We start from the raw sequence: 16,019 nt of genomic DNA on the forward strand, positions 1-16,019 counted from the left end.
CGAGACATCAGTGCAACAACAGTTTATCAAGCAATAATTATTGTTCAATAATACAAAATGCCCTGCCCCCTATTTGGGAGTGGGGCATTTTTATAAATTCCATTCTTCTTAGATATTGCATACTGATGTGCTTTCAGGTCAATTGCTTTAACCCGGATTTTGCAGTTGAAATCTATTGCAAGCCACAAATACTTCAAACACAAGCATTTGCTTGATTTTTTGGCCTTGCCATAGTACACTATGTTTTCGACCAAAAATTCGGCTCAAATACTTGTCTTTATTGCATTTGAGCCTTTCTTAACGAAGTCAACTGCAAAATCCGGGTTTAATCATTTAATTTTCGGTATAACATGAAAAAGATAACAATTTTCGCCATTTTATTTATTTCAATAACCTTCTCTTCCCAAGGGCAAGACGTGGGTAAATGGAGGGCAGGTAGTCCTTTTAAATTAACCGGGGGCGTATATACTTTAACTTGCTTTGTATCGAGGCCTGATGAAGAATGGGCTTATGATGCTAAAATAAAGAAGTTGAATGTGTTGAAAGAAAACCAGGAATGGATTAAAACGCAAGCGTTGAAATATGGGTTTAGTGTGGATTTTAGCGAGAGCGGGCATTTGGGTTTAAAAGAAGACATAAAGCTGCCTTCTATTGAAAGCGGCACAGGCTCGGGTAAAGAACCCGTAAATTTAGTATCCCAAGTACTCTATAAGGCTGGGTATAAAAGCACTTTAGATTTGTTTGACTGGGTGAAGCACCATACAAAAGCGGAAAACCTGCAAGTGATTATTTTTGCAAAAGGTCAGGGAAGGGGGTATTCGATGGCTTCGAGCAGCGCCATGAACAAGGAAAAATATTTTGTTGAAGGTACTGTTTTGTACGAAACATCTACTTCAGGTAAGGAGTCGTCCACATCCGCAATTGCACATGAGATATTGCATTTATATGGTGCATGGGACTTGTATAAAACATTTTGCCAAACAGCAGAAAATGAAAAGAAAGCCAGAGAGTTGTTCCCTAACTCGGTAATGCTAAAAGTTTCTAATAACCTTAATAGCTTGGAAGTAGATAAAGTAACGGCCTGGCGCATTGAATGGAACAATGAACCCGAAGAATGGTACGAATCGTTCCGTGGGGATTGCAGGCAGTGACACTATTTTTACTCCTGCCCTATTCTTAGTGCTTCTTCGTGTCTTTGTGGCTTCTTGGAAAAATAAATAGGGTGGACATAAAAAAACCCCATGCAATAAAGCACGGGGCCATTAAAAACACACAAACACAAAACTATAAAATTGTAATTTCTTTAGGCAAAACCTTTACTTCTTCTTTTTTAGGAAGCAATAGTTTTAAAATCCCGTTTTCATATTTTGCTTGAATATTTTCGCCATCAATCTTGTCGTCCAAGCTAAAGCTGCGTTTAAAGCTTTCATGGCTAAACTCGCGCCTAATGGTTTTGTAATCCTTTTCTTCAGTTTCTTCTTTCTTTTCAAAACTGATTGTCAACAAGCCATTTTCTACGTTTACTTTAAAGTCTTCCTTATTCCTGCCAGGTGCATTCAATTCTAAATGGTACCCATCAGTGCTTTCATGGATGTTAACCGCAGGGATAGAAGTGTTTGTGTGCAAGTCTTTCCCCCAGCCTGCTGGGAAAGTGTTGAAAATTTCATCAAACAAGTAGTTGATGCTTCTTGGGCTGTGCTTTACTAGTGTCATAACTGATGTTTTTTATTTGTTTTTTAAAAATTGTTTTCTGATAACATACATTACAATTGCTGTTCCAAGACAATTTTTAAACCAAAAAACAGACTTTATGTCGCTTTTACTAAACAATTGATGACATTAAGACACTTTCGATACTCGAAAAAAGGCAAATTGGCTCTTTATAGAAGAAAACTAATGTGCTGCTTTACCGTATTTTTGCACTTTAAATAAAACAATAGAAAATGTACCCAGCAGAAATAGTATTGCCCATGAAGGCAGAATTGACAGAGAATGGTTTTGAAGATATGAATACAGCCACCTTGGTTAGTGATACCATTAAACAAGAAGGCACAACACTAGTAGTCATCAATTCTGTATGTGGCTGCGCAGCAGGTGCTTGCAGGCCAGGCGTGCTAATGGCTGTAAACAACGCAACTAAGAAACCCGATCATTTAGGAACCAGCTTTGCAGGTTTTGACGTGGAAGCAGTAAACAAAGTGCGTGAATTGCTATTGCCTTACCCACCATCTTCACCAGCTATTGCCTTGTTTAAAGACGGCAACTTGGTAAGCATGGTAGAGCGCCACCAAATTGAAGGCCGCCCAGCACAAGTAATTGCCCATCACCTGATTAGCGAGTTTGAAAAATATTGCAATTAGCCTGTGATTAGCCACTTAGGCACAAAGAAGTTAATTTATCTGTAAAGCCCCACCCTAAAGTGGGGCTTTTGCACATTTATTCCTTTCATGGTTGATGGCAACTGCCGTTTATTATTTATCATTGCAAACTTTTCTACCACGCCAAAGGTTTATTTATAATTTATTGATATGTACCCTAATTTATACTATGCGTTCAAGGACTTGTTTGGTTTGCAATGGCCATTCTTGAAATTAGTCAACTCGTTTGGCTTTTTCGTGGCTATATGCTTCCTTACGGCTGCATGGTTGGTGAATCTGGAACTAAAACGAAAACAACAACAAGGCTTCTTAACCTATACCGAAGAAAAAATAATGGTGGGTGCACCTGCTTCTATTGCAGATTTGCTGGTAAATTTTTTGTTAGGGTTTGTATTTGGATATAAAATTATTGCGGCATTTGTAATGCCCACTGTTTTGAACGACCCTCAATCGTTCATCCTTTCTTCACAAGGAAATTGGCCTATTGGGTTGCTTGTTGGTGGCCTATTTGCAAGCCTAAAATGGTGGGAAAAAAACAAAGAAAAACTAGCCAACCCCGAGCAAAGGGTTATAAGGATATGGCCAAACGACCGTGTGGGCGATATGGTTATTTACGCAGCCGTTTTTGGCTTTGCTGGCGCAAAAATATTCCACAACCTAGAAAACTGGGGCGATTTTATCAAAAACCCCATTGATGCATTGATTTCTTTTAGTGGGCTTACCTTTTATGGAGGGTTAATATGTGCAGGTGCAGCTATTATTTTCTTTGCAAAAAAACACAAGATTATTATCATCCATTTGGCAGACGCATTTTGCCCAGCTTTGATGCTTGGCTATGCCATAGGCCGCATAGGCTGCCAAGTGAGCGGCGATGGCGATTGGGGCATTTTGAACAGCAGCTACATTTCTGCACCCACTGGGCAATTAATAGAAGCTAACCCTTATGATTTCCAGAAAGCTTTGGCACACAATTCAGACTTTTATACAAGCCAATTTAAAACACTAGATGCAGTACACCACATATCAGTACAGCCGTTCTGGCATTTACCCAACTGGTTGTTTGCCTACAACTACCCGCACAATGTGATCAGTGAGGGCGTAAGGGTTGCAGGCTGCGATGCCCAGCAATATTGCAGCCAACTGCCCATTGCAGTTTTTCCTACTGCTTTGTACGAGATTATTATGTGTACTACCCTGTTTTTTATCTTATGGTCATTGCGTAAGAAAATAAAAACGCCTGGCGTAATCACTGGTATTTACCTGATACTGAACGGCACAGAACGTTTTTTTATTGAAAAAATAAGGGTGAACACCAAATACGAGAGTCTCCCCTTCCAGCCAACACAAGCAGAGCTTATTTCTTTTTTATTGATTATAGCAGGGATATTTTTGTTAGTAAAAGTATCTAACAAGAAAACTGTGAAAACAGTCCCAAGTACGGCCTCGTAGGGGCAGAAAATCTCCTGCCCCTACATCTAAACTTACTATGCTTAACCACTCTATAAACTTATCAAAGTATTTCTTGGGTGCTGTGTAATTATTTCCCCACATTTTAGGTATTTAACTGACCTTGCGCAGACTTATACACAAAGTCAATGTATACAATGGTTGCAGAAGCATTAATGTAGTTTTCATAATCACCTAAAACCCTTGATAAACATACAATTTTTTATAAAGATGCAAAACATCAGTAATTCAGACTTTTTCCCACCATGGGGGCATTTTGGGGCACTCATGGTGGCATATTTCCCCCATATAGGATTGTTCTTTTGCTCGGGTCTCAAATCAATCCCAACTTTGTAGTATATAATCCCTTGTTTTAGTTGGTTCAATCCCTACAGAGGCCATAGCCTTGGTTCGTTACCCCACTGGGGCTCATTTTAATCACACAAAAAAACATTATTATGAACTACATCAGTACTCCAAAAAACACGAAAAAGTACTCACTTTTCTGCGGAAATCATGCACAAAATACGCACAAATCACGCATAAAATAAGCATAAAATAAGCACAAAATACGCATCTTAAAAAACATAAAAACACTGTATTTCAATGAGTTATGATGCATGAATACCTAAAAAATAAATTTAGGGTGCCAAAAGCCAGCCAAACCAAGGTAGCAATGCCCGTGAAAATGGGTCATAAAAGGTTTAGCTATGCTTCACTCAATATAAAATATCTAATCCTTTCCGCTACATAAAATCCTTCGTGCTGCTTTGCGTTTTGTGCCTTAGTAGCTATTTCATTTTGCACAATTCAAAACAACACAAGTGTGGCACGTTTATTTATTATGTTTTAACTAAAAAAAGGATTAATGAAAACAGCACACCAGCTTGAAGAAGATATTTTGGCCATAACAATGACTATAAACGAGCAATACCCGGAACTCTCAAAGTTTATAACGGAAATGCCCCTTAAAAACCAAAGTGAATCCAACCCGGAAATAAACACAAAAAACTTGCAGGATTATTATAATTCCTTGCAAGTACTAGTAAAAAATTATATTCCTACTCATCTATCTGAAAAACAATAATCATGACAATTGCAAAAAAGCTTGGCGTATGGATGGATCATTCAATAGCCCATTTGATGGAGTTTACAACAGACCCCATCCAAACAAAAACAATAGAATCGAGGTTTACTAGGCAGGAACACGCATACAGTTTAGCAAAATGCGAAACATTGGTTTACTTGCAGGAGCAAAAAAAACGTTCTGCTTATTATATGCAATTGGTAGAAATTATTAAAAATTACAAAGAAGTAATTCTCTTTGGCCCAACCTATGCAAAGGTTGATCTGTACAATGCCTTGAGAGCAGATACCCGTCTAATAAAAACGAAAATTGAAATAAGGCAAACTGAAAAGATGAGCGAGAACCAATTGCACGCATTTGTAAAGCAGCATTTTTCAAGGAAGGGTGGTATTACTTTTTGATTTTTAATTTCCATAATAAGTTAGCGATTAGTCCAAACCCCTCAAAAACTGAGAAAAGTGAGTAAAATATGACAGAACAAAAAGCACCAACAAAGCATAAATGGCTAAAAATTACAGGCTTAATGATAGGCTGTTTTTTGCTGTTGGTCATATTTGCAATTACTTGGCTTCAAACAGCATCAGGCAAAAACTTTGTGCTTACTAAGGCTGTAGGCTACTTGCAAAAAAAGATTGGCACAGGGGTAAAAGTTGGCGGGCTAGATTATAGTATACCTAACTGGATAAAACTAACAGATGTTGTATTTATAGACAAGCATAAAGACACTTTATTGGGCGGGCAGTCTCTATACGTGAAGCTAGATATGTTAGCCCTGATTAGGGGTAATATTGTATTAAACGAAATAAAACTAAACCAAATCAACATAAACATCAACCGTTCTGCTAAAGACAGCAGTTTTAATTTCCAATATATTGTAGATGCTTTCGCAAGCAAAAACCCCGACACAACCAGCAAAAAGGCTACCCAGCTTTCAATAGGGAAAGTATATCTGGACAGCATTGCTTTTAAATATAACGATGGGGTAAGCAAGCTAACTTGCAACGCAGTAGTAGGGCATTTGTATGGTAAACTAGAGGCCATAGACCTAGGCAAGATGAACTTTGCTGTAACAGATTTTATCCTTAACAACACCGCCGTAACCGTAATAGACAAAAGCCCTAAGATAGATAAGCCAGTTGGGGTAGATACATCTTCTACCACCTCCTCCCCTTTCAATTTGTCGGCAAACAATATTGATGTCCAAAAATTAACGGTAAGCTATGCAAGTCTGAAAAGTGGGTTAGATTATTATAACAGGATTGATACCCTTCAAGTACGCAATGCCAAGCTGGATTTATTGGCACAGGCATTTGCCGCAAAAGCCTTTACACTAAACAATTCTGCATTTACATTGGTAACAAACGATGCGGGCGTATCAATAAAAGACACGGTGGGCAATGTGCTAAAAGTGGCTGCACAAAAAGGATGGGATGTAAGGATAGACAACATTAGCTTGGCTAAAAACAATGTTTTGATGGATAACAATGCCTACCCTGCTGCAAAGGAAGGGCTAGACTATAACCATTTAAAACTAAACAATATAGCCCTGCAAACAAACGGAGCACATTATCATTTAGATACTGCTGCTGCCAATATCTTAAGCGGCACGGTGCTGGCTAATGATTTTTTGGTAAAAAATATAAAAGGCAATATTGCTTTGGATAATAAGAAGGCATTGGCAAAGGGTTTTTTGTTAAACACGCAAAACTCGTTGATAGCTGCAGATGCAGCCCTTGTTGCGCCAGCAACAAAAGCCCTTTCGACTAAACAAGGGAACAGCAATGATTACGAGTTTTTGGATGCGGCAAGCAAGGCAACCAGCAGCATACAAAAATCATATATTGGGTATAGCGATGTATTGTTTTTTATCCCTTCGTACAAAAGAAAATCACCGATTGACTTAAAGCCTACCCAAAAAATATTGTTCAATGGCAAGGCTGATGGCACGTTGAAAGAACTGGATATAGCACTATTGGATGTGGCAACCGATGATGGCAGGCTGCAACTGAATGCCAAAGGAAAGGCAGAAAATGTAATGGAGACAAAGAAGTTAAGGTACAATGTAGTAGTAAATAAACTATATGTAAACAAAACCATCCTATCTGCCAGTATGTTGCAACAGTTAAAAAAACAGCAGGTGAATTTGCCTGTAAACATGCAGGTAAATGGCACAATAGCTGGCGGTATTGATGATGTAAAAACCGTCTTGAAATTAACTTCCCCGTTTGGCCTAGCGAATATCAATGCCACTGTAAATAATTTTTCTAATGTAAAAGCCATGCAATACAACCTAGATGTAACTGGCAATCAATTGCAAACGGGCAAATGGATATATCAAGATAGTTTGCTGGGCTTGTTCACAGGAAATGTAAAAATAAAAGGCAGTGGCACAGACTACAAAAAAGCCACCATACAAACAACAGCAGCCATCAAAAGCTTTGTGGTGAAAGGGTATAAATACACCAATGTAAACTTAAATGCTGCCTTGCAAAAAGGAAGTTTTACAGCCAAAGGAACAATAAAAGATGAAAACTTAGCCACTGCAATAGACCTGAAAGGCACAGTTGGCGGTCAATACCCTACTGTGAAAGGGCATATAGCTTTAGACAATGCAGACTTGCGGAGACTTCATTTTACAAAAGACAGCATACAAATACTATCTACCATTTTTATTGATGTGGCAGACCTTAACCCAAAATCTATCAATGCCGTAGTGTCTTTAGATAGCAATATTATTATGTACAATGGCAAACGGTTATTTGCAGACAGCATGTTTATCAAAGCCAATGCAGCAAATGATACCACTAAATTATTTGTATCTGCCCCTTTTGTGCAAGCAAACATGGTTGGGAAATACGATTATGAACATTTGCCTACCGCCATCAAAGCATTTATACAAAACAATTATTTAAAAAACATACCTGACAGCTCGCAGAAAATTGCGACTAAACTGCATATACAAAAACTACCTACCGATACTGGTAAGGTTGTTCCCCAGCAAATGGTATTTAATGCGGTATTTAGGGAAGATGCTATTATAAAAGCAATGGCACCTGCATTGGTCATGGACAAGCCAGCCATTATACATGCTTCATTTGACAATAGCCAAAAAGATACTTCAGTTGTATTAGCAGCCAATATCCCTTCTGTTTTTTACAATGCCATAGAGGCAAATAATATTATCCTGAATGCTGATGGTATAAATAGTGCTTTAGAATTTAATTTAGGTACAAATTATGTTGTTGCGGGTGGCAACAAATTTTACAACGCTACTGCAAAAGGAAATTTCACTGACAATACAGCAAAGTTGACTGTAAAAACAGAAGATGGCAAGAAAAAAGAGTTTTATGCCATAAGCACAGTGATAGAATTACTAAAAGATGAAACAAAGATACATTTAAGCGATAGCCTACTACTAAACCATGAAAAATGGAATGTAAGCAAAGACAATTCAATTGAAATAAAAAACGATGGCTATATAGTTAATAATGTAGCCATCAACAAAAATGATGAGTCTATACTGATACATAATAAAGAGGCCGTTGCCACCTCACCTATCCTTATTAAAATAGAAAAATTTAACCTGGGTGATTTGCTAGCCATTGCCAATCAAGATAGTACTATGGCAGGGGGCATTTTAAACGTAGATGCTAGCCTTCAACAACCCATTACAAGTTTGCCATCTATTCTTGGCACGGTAGGGATAGACCAATTAACTTACCAAAAAGTGGCTATCGGCAATGTAGCCGTGAAAACAGCCATCGGTGCAGACGGTATTATTTCTGTAAAGGGCGGCATCAGCGGGCCAAACAACCTGACAATTGATGGCGGTTATAATACCAACGATGATGCGTTTAGCATCAGCACAGAAATAACACAACTGAACCTGAAAGCCGTAGAGGCTTTTTCGCAAGGGCAAATAAAAAGGGCTAAAGGCAATGTGCATGGCAGCATATTTGCCCATGGCACTGTTAGCGACCCACGCTGGCAAGGCGAACTGGTTTTTGATACCACCCAGCTATCTAGTGCTATGTTCGGCTCTTTGTACAATATAGACAATCAAAAAATAGATTTCGATTACCCAAAAATTGGCTTGTACGACTTCACTATTACTGATAGCATTGGCAATAAACTGGTACTTGATGGCTCGGTAGAAAGCACAGCAGACAAAGACTTTGCCCTGAACCTGAATGTAAACACCAAAAACTTTGTTGCCGTAAACACACCTAGCAGCCCCAATTCATTGGTATATGGGGTAGCCATCGTAGATGCAGCCATGATAGTGGGCGGCACCACTTCTGCCCCGGACGTTTCTGGCAATGTAACCTTAGACGACAAGAGCGATGTTCATTATGTGCAGGCAGGCAAGAATAACTACAAGGACGATTTGAAAGAAGTAGTAAGGTTTATAAACATTGATACTATTAAGTCTTTCAGCCATCGAAATACAATTTTCACCAGTGCGGCCGACACATCTTTAAAGCTAAAATATGCAGGCATACAATACAACCTAAACCTAGAAGTAAAAGAAAAAGCAAGTATTAGTGTAATCATGGATCCGGCATCGGGTGATGAGTTGAAAATTAAAGGCAAGGCACAGCTGAATGCAGGCGTTGATGAAAATGGCATACTTGGCCTTTCAGGCGTTTACCAACTAAAAGAAGGCTCTTACAACCTATCGTACCAATTCATAAAAAGGCGGTTTGATCTGATGGATGGCAGCACTATTACTTTTAGTGGCGACCCGTTGGATGCAGTGGCAGACATAACTGCACAGTATGAGGTAGAAACCTCACCAAAAGAGTTATTAGGGAATGAAGTTGCAGAAAACAGTTCCACCCTTGGCTCCGGTTACAACACCAAAGTGCCATTTGAAGTAATATTAAAAATAAAAGGCCCGCTTACCAAACCCGAATTAAGTTTTGACATTAAGGTAAAAGACAATGCAGAAAATGTAAACACCGCATTGGCCACTACTATCGAAAACAAACTAGTCCAGTACCGTGGCGATGTTTCTGAAATGAACAAGCAAGTTTTTGCCTTGCTGATATTGGGCAGGTTTATTGGCGACAGGAGCAGCGATTTTTTTGCCACCAACAGCAGCGGCGGCACTACTACCAACGATGCTGTGGTACAAAGCGTAAGCAAGTTTTTGGCAGAGGCCGTGAACCAGATTGCAGCCGATTTAATTAAAGGCGTGGATGTAAACCTAGACCTCAAAAACTACGAGGGTGATGCTACCACCAATACGGCTGCCCGTACCGATTTGAACGTGGCACTTTCTAAACAATTAATGAACGACAGGTTAATTGTAACCGTGGGCAAAACCTTTACCATAGATGGCGAAGACCCCGTGGCAAAAACACAAAGCAATAGCAACTTGCAATTTTTGCCAGATATTTCAACCACTTATAAATTATCCAAAGATGGCAAATATGCCCTAAAGGCATACAGGAAAAACCAGTACGAAGCCATACTGGATGGCTATTTTACGGAGACAGGTGTAGCGTTTTCATTGACCATGAATTATGAAAAATTTAAGGAGATATTGCAAAAAGGAAGAAAAAAGGCAAATAAATGAGCAAACCAACTACATATATAGCGAATATAAAATGGACTATGCCATTTTGCAAAAATGCAAGGAGCAAATATGCTTTGCAGGTAATGGTTATACCTTTAGTGCTTGCAATGCTTGCATCTTCCTGTAGTGTGCGTAAAAGGCTGCCGGCAGGGGAAACATTGTACAATGGCACTAAAATAACCGTAACAAAAGACAGCACTGGCTTTAAGCTAAATACGAAAAGCATGAAAAGCCAAATGAAGAAAATTGCAGTGCCGCAAAAAAACAAAATGCTATTGGGCTGGCCTTACAAAGTATGGGCATGGTACAAAATTGGCGAGCCAAAAAGACAAAAAGGGCTGAAACATTGGTTGAGTGAAAAATTTGGGGAAGCCCCTGTTTTTGGAAGCACAGTGCAAACCAAATTGAACGTAGAAAACATGAAAGGCTACCTCGAAAATGAGGGCTATTACCGCAGTAATGCCAGCGGCTCCACGTCGGTAAAGGGCTATAAACTAACTGCACTTTACAAAGTAATAGTAGCACACCCCTATACAATTAATACAATTGATTGGAAAATAGACAGCAGCAAATTGCTGAACAGCATTTTGGCTACGCTGAAAGATAAAACAGTATTAATACCGGGGGAAAGGATAACATTGGATAAAATAAAATCAGAACGCAGCAGGATAGACTTATTATTAAAAAACAAAGGCTATTACTATTTTAATGCAGATTACCTAGTGGCTTATGTGGACACCACCACCTTACACAGTGTAAAAGCAACTTCTCAGGCAGACAGTGTGCGTTTAGCCCGCATACCTGATGCTACAAAATCAACGCCAGGCAACTACAAAGCTACTATTTACATGAGCCTAAAAGCAGGCACGCCTGAAAAAGTAAAGCGTACTTATACCATTAACAGCATTGTTGTATTCCCCAACTATACATTGCTGAAACCGCCGCCAGATACTTCCCGTGCGGATTTGAAAGAAACAGACCATATTTATATTAGGGATACATTATATAAATTTAAGCCATTTGTATTTACAAAAGCAATCACTTACCGCCCAGGCAGTTTATATTCATTGACTGAGCAAAACAAAACGCTTAACCGCTTTATAAACCTAGGTGTTTTTAAGTTTGTAAAAAATAGGTATGAGCCTGCAGTGCGTAGCGATACGCCCAATAGTTTAAATGTTTACTATTATCTTACCCCACAAAAGAAAAAGACCATACAGGCAGAAATAGGTGGTTTTAGCAAATCAAATTCTTATACAGGCGGGCAGTTTAATGTAAACTGGCTGAACAGGAATGTTTTTAGTGGCGCAGAAGCATTAAATGTAAAAACCTATGTCTCTTACGAATCAGCTTCAATTGATTCTTTAAAAAACAACAACAATTACCATATTGGCACAGAGATTAGCTTAACCTTCCCACGGTTTTATGTACCCGTGAAATGGAAAGACGATTACTTGTTCCCGCCCCATACCAAAGTTACGCTTGGCTATGAATGGTTTAGGAGGCAACAATTATATACAAAGAATTTTGTACGGTTGCAATACGAAATAGATTGGAAAACAAAAATAAATGTTGAGCATACCATTGCGCCTATCAGCATCACTTATACTGGCACCTCGGCACTTGCCCCACAGTACTTGGCACAAATAGGCAACGATAGGGTTTTAAAATTAAGTACCCTTCCCGAGATTGTTAGCGGATCTTTTTATAGTTTCAGGACATCTACTACTTACCCCGATGCCACTAATATTTTTTATTTCAATGCTAATGTAGAAGCTGCTGGCAATATAGCAGGGGGTGTTACCGGGGCAAAAAACCCTTATTCCAAAACAGTAGCGGGCGGCTATTTTGCCGAATATGGCAAAATTGACCTCGATTTTAGGTACAGTAGAAAATTAGCCCCCAACTATTATTGGGCAAACCGTATTTTAATTGGTGCTAGTATGCCCTATGGCAATTCGAGGTTCTTGCCATTTTCCCGCCAGTTTATTATTGGTGGTTCCAGCAGCCTACGTGGTTTCAGTCCACGAAACATTGGGCCTGGTTCTACGCTTACTACCGCTTTCCAGCAACTGTATTACCCACAAGTTGGCGGCGACTACAAGTTGGAAATGAACACGGAGTTCCGCTTCCCCGTAATTGCCCCACGCTTAAAATCGGCCGTGTTTTTAGATGCTGGCAATATCTGGACAAGGGACAGCATACTTTACTCCCCTACTGGGCAATTAACCAAAAGTTTCTTAAAGCAATTGGCCGTTGATGCAGGTGTTGGCCTTCGCTTTGACATCAGTATTTTAATCATCCGCTTCGATATTGCCTTCCCACTTGCCAAGCCATGGCTACCCGAGGGGCAACGCTGGGTATTGTCGAAGGTAGATTTGGGGAACAGTGCATGGAGGTCAAGCAATTTGGTGTTTAATTTTGGCATTGGGTATCCTTTTTAATGATATATAAACCTTCGCTAATCTTCTTGCCTAAAATAGACTAACCTACCCCCGTGTTGCTTAGTATTTTGTACCCTTATGGCTTAAAAAAAGCATAGTGGATGTGGTGAGTAGTAACAAATTATTTTGTCCTAATAGCCACCACTGGATCCATCTTGGCTGCAATACTTGCAGGGATGATACCAGACAGGATACCAAGGATAATACAAAGGCTAAGTGCTAAGATAACAATATTTGGGGCAATAAAAATGGGAAAAGGCAAAATAGTACTAAGTACAGATGCGAGTATCCATACAAAAAATAGCCCAATCAGCCCACCAATAATACATAGAAAAGCACTTTCAATTAAAAACTCAATCAATATGGTACTCCTCCTAGCACCAATGGCTTTTTTTAGCCCTATTTGGCTAGTCCGCTCCCTTACTGTAACAAACATTATATTGGCAACGCCAAAGGCACCCACAATAAGGCTTAGCCCGGCTATAAACCATCCGCCTAGGTTAATGGAAGCAAAAAGGGAATCTGTTTTCTCGGCAAAAGAACTAATATCGTTCAAACTAAAATTATCGTCTTTCTGGGGGCTTAGTTTCCTAAGTTGCCGCACCACGCCTTTCAATTCATCTTGCAGGGCTTTGGTAGCAACGCCTTCTTTTCCTTGTATAAGTATGGAGGGGTCTGCCTTGTCTGGGTTGTACATACCAGCAAAATATTTGTAAGACGTAATCATGGCATTGTCAAAATCGAACACATTTACAAGGGACTGACCTTGTTTTTTAAGGACACCCGTAATTTCCATTTTACGGCCATTAAAAGTAATTTCTTTACCCACTGCATACCATGGTTCGCTAAAAAGCTGGATGGCTATTTCGTTGCCAATTACTACGGAAGGGGTGCCACGGCTAAACTCGCCATCGGCTAAATAACGACCAGCCTGTGTTTCTAGCAGCTGTATTTTGCTAAAATCTTCCGAAGTGCCAAAGAGGCCCACGTTAGAGAGGATATTGTCTTTGTAGCTTGCTTTGCTAGATTGCCTGCACAAGAAAGCAATATTGCCTGTTAGGAATGAACGTTGTTTTATTAGCTGCACTTCTTCATACTTAGGTACAGGGCGGTTGATATATTTCCACCATGGATAGTTGTTTCCTCCGCCATATTCCCATTTGTCTAGGTAAATGCTATTGGAGCCTACTTGTTTAATATCGCCTTGTACTTTTCTTTTCAGGCTATCCACGGTTGCCAAAACACCTATAATGCAAAATATACCAAATGTAACCCCCAAAAGGGAAAGAAACGTCCTTAGCTTATTGGCTTTTAACTCGCCAAAAGCCATCTTGAAACTATTCCATAATATGGTGAGTAACTTCATTATTAATTAGAAATTAAAAATTAGGTTGTTTATGAAACAAAGATAAGTGGTTGCTTCAATCTATTTAGCAGTATTTGCATTCCAATCTTTCCCAAAAACCCGTTGCAAAGTGGTTGATGTCCTAGCGGAAGCATTGGTGCGTATATTTATTTCTTGATCTTCTATTTTCTTGAACATTTGGTTGGTTACTACTATGGCCAGGATATTGTCTAGCCCAAGATTTAAATTAGCCTTATTGCCTAAAACGAGTTTTACAGGTGCAACCATTTTGTCCCATTCAGATGCTATTTTATATTCTTCCAAGGCATTGCGCATGACCGGCCTTACAGCAGTTCTTAAAGAATCCCCTACTTTGTTTCTTAAATAATCGGTGGCTGAAGTGCCACCATTTTTCACAATGCCAATGGCATCTGTAATGGTAATGTTTTTGATGCCATAGGCAAAAATGGGGGCAGATTTTGTAACCGTGGCCGTGGCTGCATTGTCAAGCGAGTTGGCAAAATGGTCTAGCTGGGAGGTTAACCCCAATTGCTCCAATGTTTTCACGACATTCTGGAGATTTTTTGGGAGTATGGCTGCAAGTAACACATCTCGGCTAAATGAGCCTTTTTGGCTTAAACTAGCTGACCCATTTTGCACGCCATTTAATAGTGCTTCCCGGATGGCATTGGCTGCATCGGCTTCCGAAAGGAAATTGCTAGCTATGTTTTTTAACGAATCGCAACTACTGAATAAGCAGGTAGTGGCTAAAAGGCATGTGTAAAGTAATTTCTTCATTGTACAAATTTATTGCATGAAGCATTATACAATGAACGTGCCTTAAATGTGATTCGCAACAGTTTTTCGTATTTAGTAGTTAAACTTTACCCAACCCCGACCTCATCCAGACCTTTCCAAAAGGAAAGGAGGAAGAACAACGACGAGGGCAATGCGAAAAACTCCTACGTTGAATGTAGCTTGGTTATAATTCAACCCGGATTTTGCAGTTAAAATCTATTGCAAGCCCCAACTACTTCAAACACAAACACTTGCTTGATTTTTTGGCCTCAACGTAGTGTACTATGTTTTCAGCCAAAAAATCGGCTCAAGTGCTTGTGTTTATTGCATTTGAGCCTTTCATAACGAAGTCAACTGCAAAATACGGGTTCAAGAAAAGGAGAAAAAAGGGGGTACAAAGAGCGTACCCACCTAATTTTTTGGCCTTTCGTTTCAGCATGGTGAATGTAGCGGGGGAGTTTGAGACAGTACAACCGAAAGTTCTTTTCTATGATAATTGTATTTCTTTGGCTTTTTTGCTAAGGAATTCCATGATACGGTTACTAACGGGTTTTGCTAAAGGCATATCGACTTCCATGATGTAATTTGTAAGTTCATCGACCACCATGTAATAGTAGCCGATGTGAATTTTTTTGTTCATTTTTTCGATGCTGCTTGCCATTTTGTGGATGTTGCCCATCTCGGCCGTAGTAAGCTGCCTGTTTTCTGCTAATGCGAGATTCTGTATCTCGGTAATCATGTTGTAGAAATTGCCAACTATTTGGTTGACGGATGTTTGTTTTGCAGAGCGAAGCAAGGGCCAGTTGTCTTGTTTAGACCAACGGGAGATAGTGTTCGGAGCTATTTTAAAAATTTCTGCTACCTGTTCTTGGGTAAGAGAGGAGTTGACAAAAAGAGATGCTGCGCGCCCACGTTCGAGTGTTTTTTTCATTTTTAATTT

At 39.4% G+C, this 16,019-nt stretch carries 11 protein-coding genes; 7 read left to right on the top strand and 4 right to left on the bottom strand.

What is annotated here, in order from left to right; genetic code table 11:
• Positions 1 to 350: 350 nt before the first annotated feature.
• A complete protein-coding gene (locus ACHFIY_RS02380) occupies positions 351 to 1,151 on the top strand; it encodes a hypothetical protein (protein ID WP_410844449.1) in 801 nt (266 codons plus the stop codon).
• Between the two features lie 133 nt (positions 1,152 to 1,284).
• Here the strand turns inward: ACHFIY_RS02380 and ACHFIY_RS02385 are convergent, their stop codons facing one another.
• Complete coding sequence (locus tag ACHFIY_RS02385; protein WP_410844450.1) at positions 1,285 to 1,713, bottom strand: Hsp20/alpha crystallin family protein; 429 nt, start codon at positions 1,711 to 1,713, stop codon at positions 1,285 to 1,287.
• Between the two features lie 230 nt (positions 1,714 to 1,943).
• Between ACHFIY_RS02385 and ACHFIY_RS02390 the strand changes: the two genes are divergently transcribed.
• The 6 genes from ACHFIY_RS02390 (at position 1,944) to tamL (ending at position 12,936) form a co-directional block, all read left to right on the top strand.
• Complete coding sequence (locus ACHFIY_RS02390) at positions 1,944 to 2,360, top strand: BrxA/BrxB family bacilliredoxin (protein WP_410844451.1); 417 nt, start codon at positions 1,944 to 1,946, stop codon at positions 2,358 to 2,360.
• A gap of 168 nt (positions 2,361 to 2,528) precedes the next feature.
• Positions 2,529 to 3,827: a prolipoprotein diacylglyceryl transferase gene (locus ACHFIY_RS02395; RefSeq protein WP_410844452.1), complete on the top strand. Its 1,299-nt coding sequence runs from the start codon at positions 2,529 to 2,531 to the stop codon at positions 3,825 to 3,827.
• An 865-nt stretch (positions 3,828 to 4,692) separates the two neighbouring features.
• Entirely contained in the window at positions 4,693 to 4,911 is a 219-nt protein-coding gene (locus ACHFIY_RS02400) for a hypothetical protein (RefSeq protein ID WP_410844453.1), read from the top strand.
• 2 nt (positions 4,912 to 4,913) lie between these two features.
• Complete coding sequence (locus ACHFIY_RS02405; RefSeq protein WP_410844454.1) at positions 4,914 to 5,312, top strand: hypothetical protein; 399 nt, start codon at positions 4,914 to 4,916, stop codon at positions 5,310 to 5,312.
• Positions 5,313 to 5,380: 68 nt separating this feature from the next.
• Positions 5,381 to 10,492, top strand: coding sequence for a translocation/assembly module TamB domain-containing protein (locus ACHFIY_RS02410; protein ID WP_410844455.1), 5,112 nt, complete (start codon positions 5,381 to 5,383; stop codon positions 10,490 to 10,492).
• The gene (tamL, locus tag ACHFIY_RS02415) at positions 10,489 to 12,936 is read left to right on the top strand and encodes a translocation and assembly module lipoprotein TamL (protein ID WP_410844456.1); all 2,448 of its coding nucleotides are present in this window, start codon (positions 10,489 to 10,491) and stop codon (positions 12,934 to 12,936) included. Before ACHFIY_RS02410 ends, tamL begins: the two co-directional genes overlap by 4 nt.
• A 121-nt stretch (positions 12,937 to 13,057) precedes the next feature.
• Here the strand turns inward: tamL and ACHFIY_RS02420 are convergent, their stop codons facing one another.
• The 3 genes from ACHFIY_RS02420 to ACHFIY_RS02430 all read right to left on the bottom strand — a co-directional run bounded on the left by ACHFIY_RS02420 (position 13,058) and on the right by ACHFIY_RS02430 (position 16,010).
• A complete protein-coding gene (locus ACHFIY_RS02420) occupies positions 13,058 to 14,302 on the bottom strand; it encodes an ABC transporter permease (RefSeq protein WP_410844457.1) in 1,245 nt (414 codons plus the stop codon).
• A gap of 60 nt (positions 14,303 to 14,362) precedes the next feature.
• On the bottom strand, positions 14,363 to 15,079 hold the full coding sequence (locus ACHFIY_RS02425) for a DUF4197 domain-containing protein (protein WP_410844458.1): 717 nt from the start codon (positions 15,077 to 15,079) through the stop codon (positions 14,363 to 14,365).
• A gap of 487 nt (positions 15,080 to 15,566) precedes the next feature.
• On the bottom strand, positions 15,567 to 16,010 hold the full coding sequence (locus ACHFIY_RS02430; RefSeq protein ID WP_410844459.1) for a hypothetical protein: 444 nt from the start codon (positions 16,008 to 16,010) through the stop codon (positions 15,567 to 15,569).
• Positions 16,011 to 16,019 lie beyond the last annotated feature (9 nt).

This window comes from Parasediminibacterium schistidii (assembly GCF_046546515.1).
Taxonomy (GTDB): domain Bacteria; phylum Bacteroidota; class Bacteroidia; order Chitinophagales; family Chitinophagaceae; genus Parasediminibacterium.

Bases quoted from the DNA above. Each gene is read 5' to 3' on its own strand.
- ACHFIY_RS02380 (WP_410844449.1), top strand. From the start codon at position 351: ATGAAAAAGATAACAATTTTCGCCATTTTATTTATTTCAATAACCTTC.
- ACHFIY_RS02385 (WP_410844450.1), bottom strand. From the start codon at position 1,713: ATGACACTAGTAAAGCACAGCCCAAGAAGCATCAACTACTTGTTTGAT.
- ACHFIY_RS02390 (WP_410844451.1), top strand. From the start codon at position 1,944: ATGTACCCAGCAGAAATAGTATTGCCCATGAAGGCAGAATTGACAGAG.
- ACHFIY_RS02395 (WP_410844452.1), top strand. From the start codon at position 2,529: ATGTACCCTAATTTATACTATGCGTTCAAGGACTTGTTTGGTTTGCAA.
- ACHFIY_RS02400 (WP_410844453.1), top strand. From the start codon at position 4,693: ATGAAAACAGCACACCAGCTTGAAGAAGATATTTTGGCCATAACAATG.
- ACHFIY_RS02405 (WP_410844454.1), top strand. From the start codon at position 4,914: ATGACAATTGCAAAAAAGCTTGGCGTATGGATGGATCATTCAATAGCC.
- ACHFIY_RS02410 (WP_410844455.1), top strand. From the start codon at position 5,381: ATGACAGAACAAAAAGCACCAACAAAGCATAAATGGCTAAAAATTACA.
- tamL (WP_410844456.1), top strand. From the start codon at position 10,489: ATGAGCAAACCAACTACATATATAGCGAATATAAAATGGACTATGCCA.
- ACHFIY_RS02420 (WP_410844457.1), bottom strand. From the start codon at position 14,302: ATGAAGTTACTCACCATATTATGGAATAGTTTCAAGATGGCTTTTGGC.
- ACHFIY_RS02425 (WP_410844458.1), bottom strand. From the start codon at position 15,079: ATGAAGAAATTACTTTACACATGCCTTTTAGCCACTACCTGCTTATTC.
- ACHFIY_RS02430 (WP_410844459.1), bottom strand. From the start codon at position 16,010: ATGAAAAAAACACTCGAACGTGGGCGCGCAGCATCTCTTTTTGTCAAC.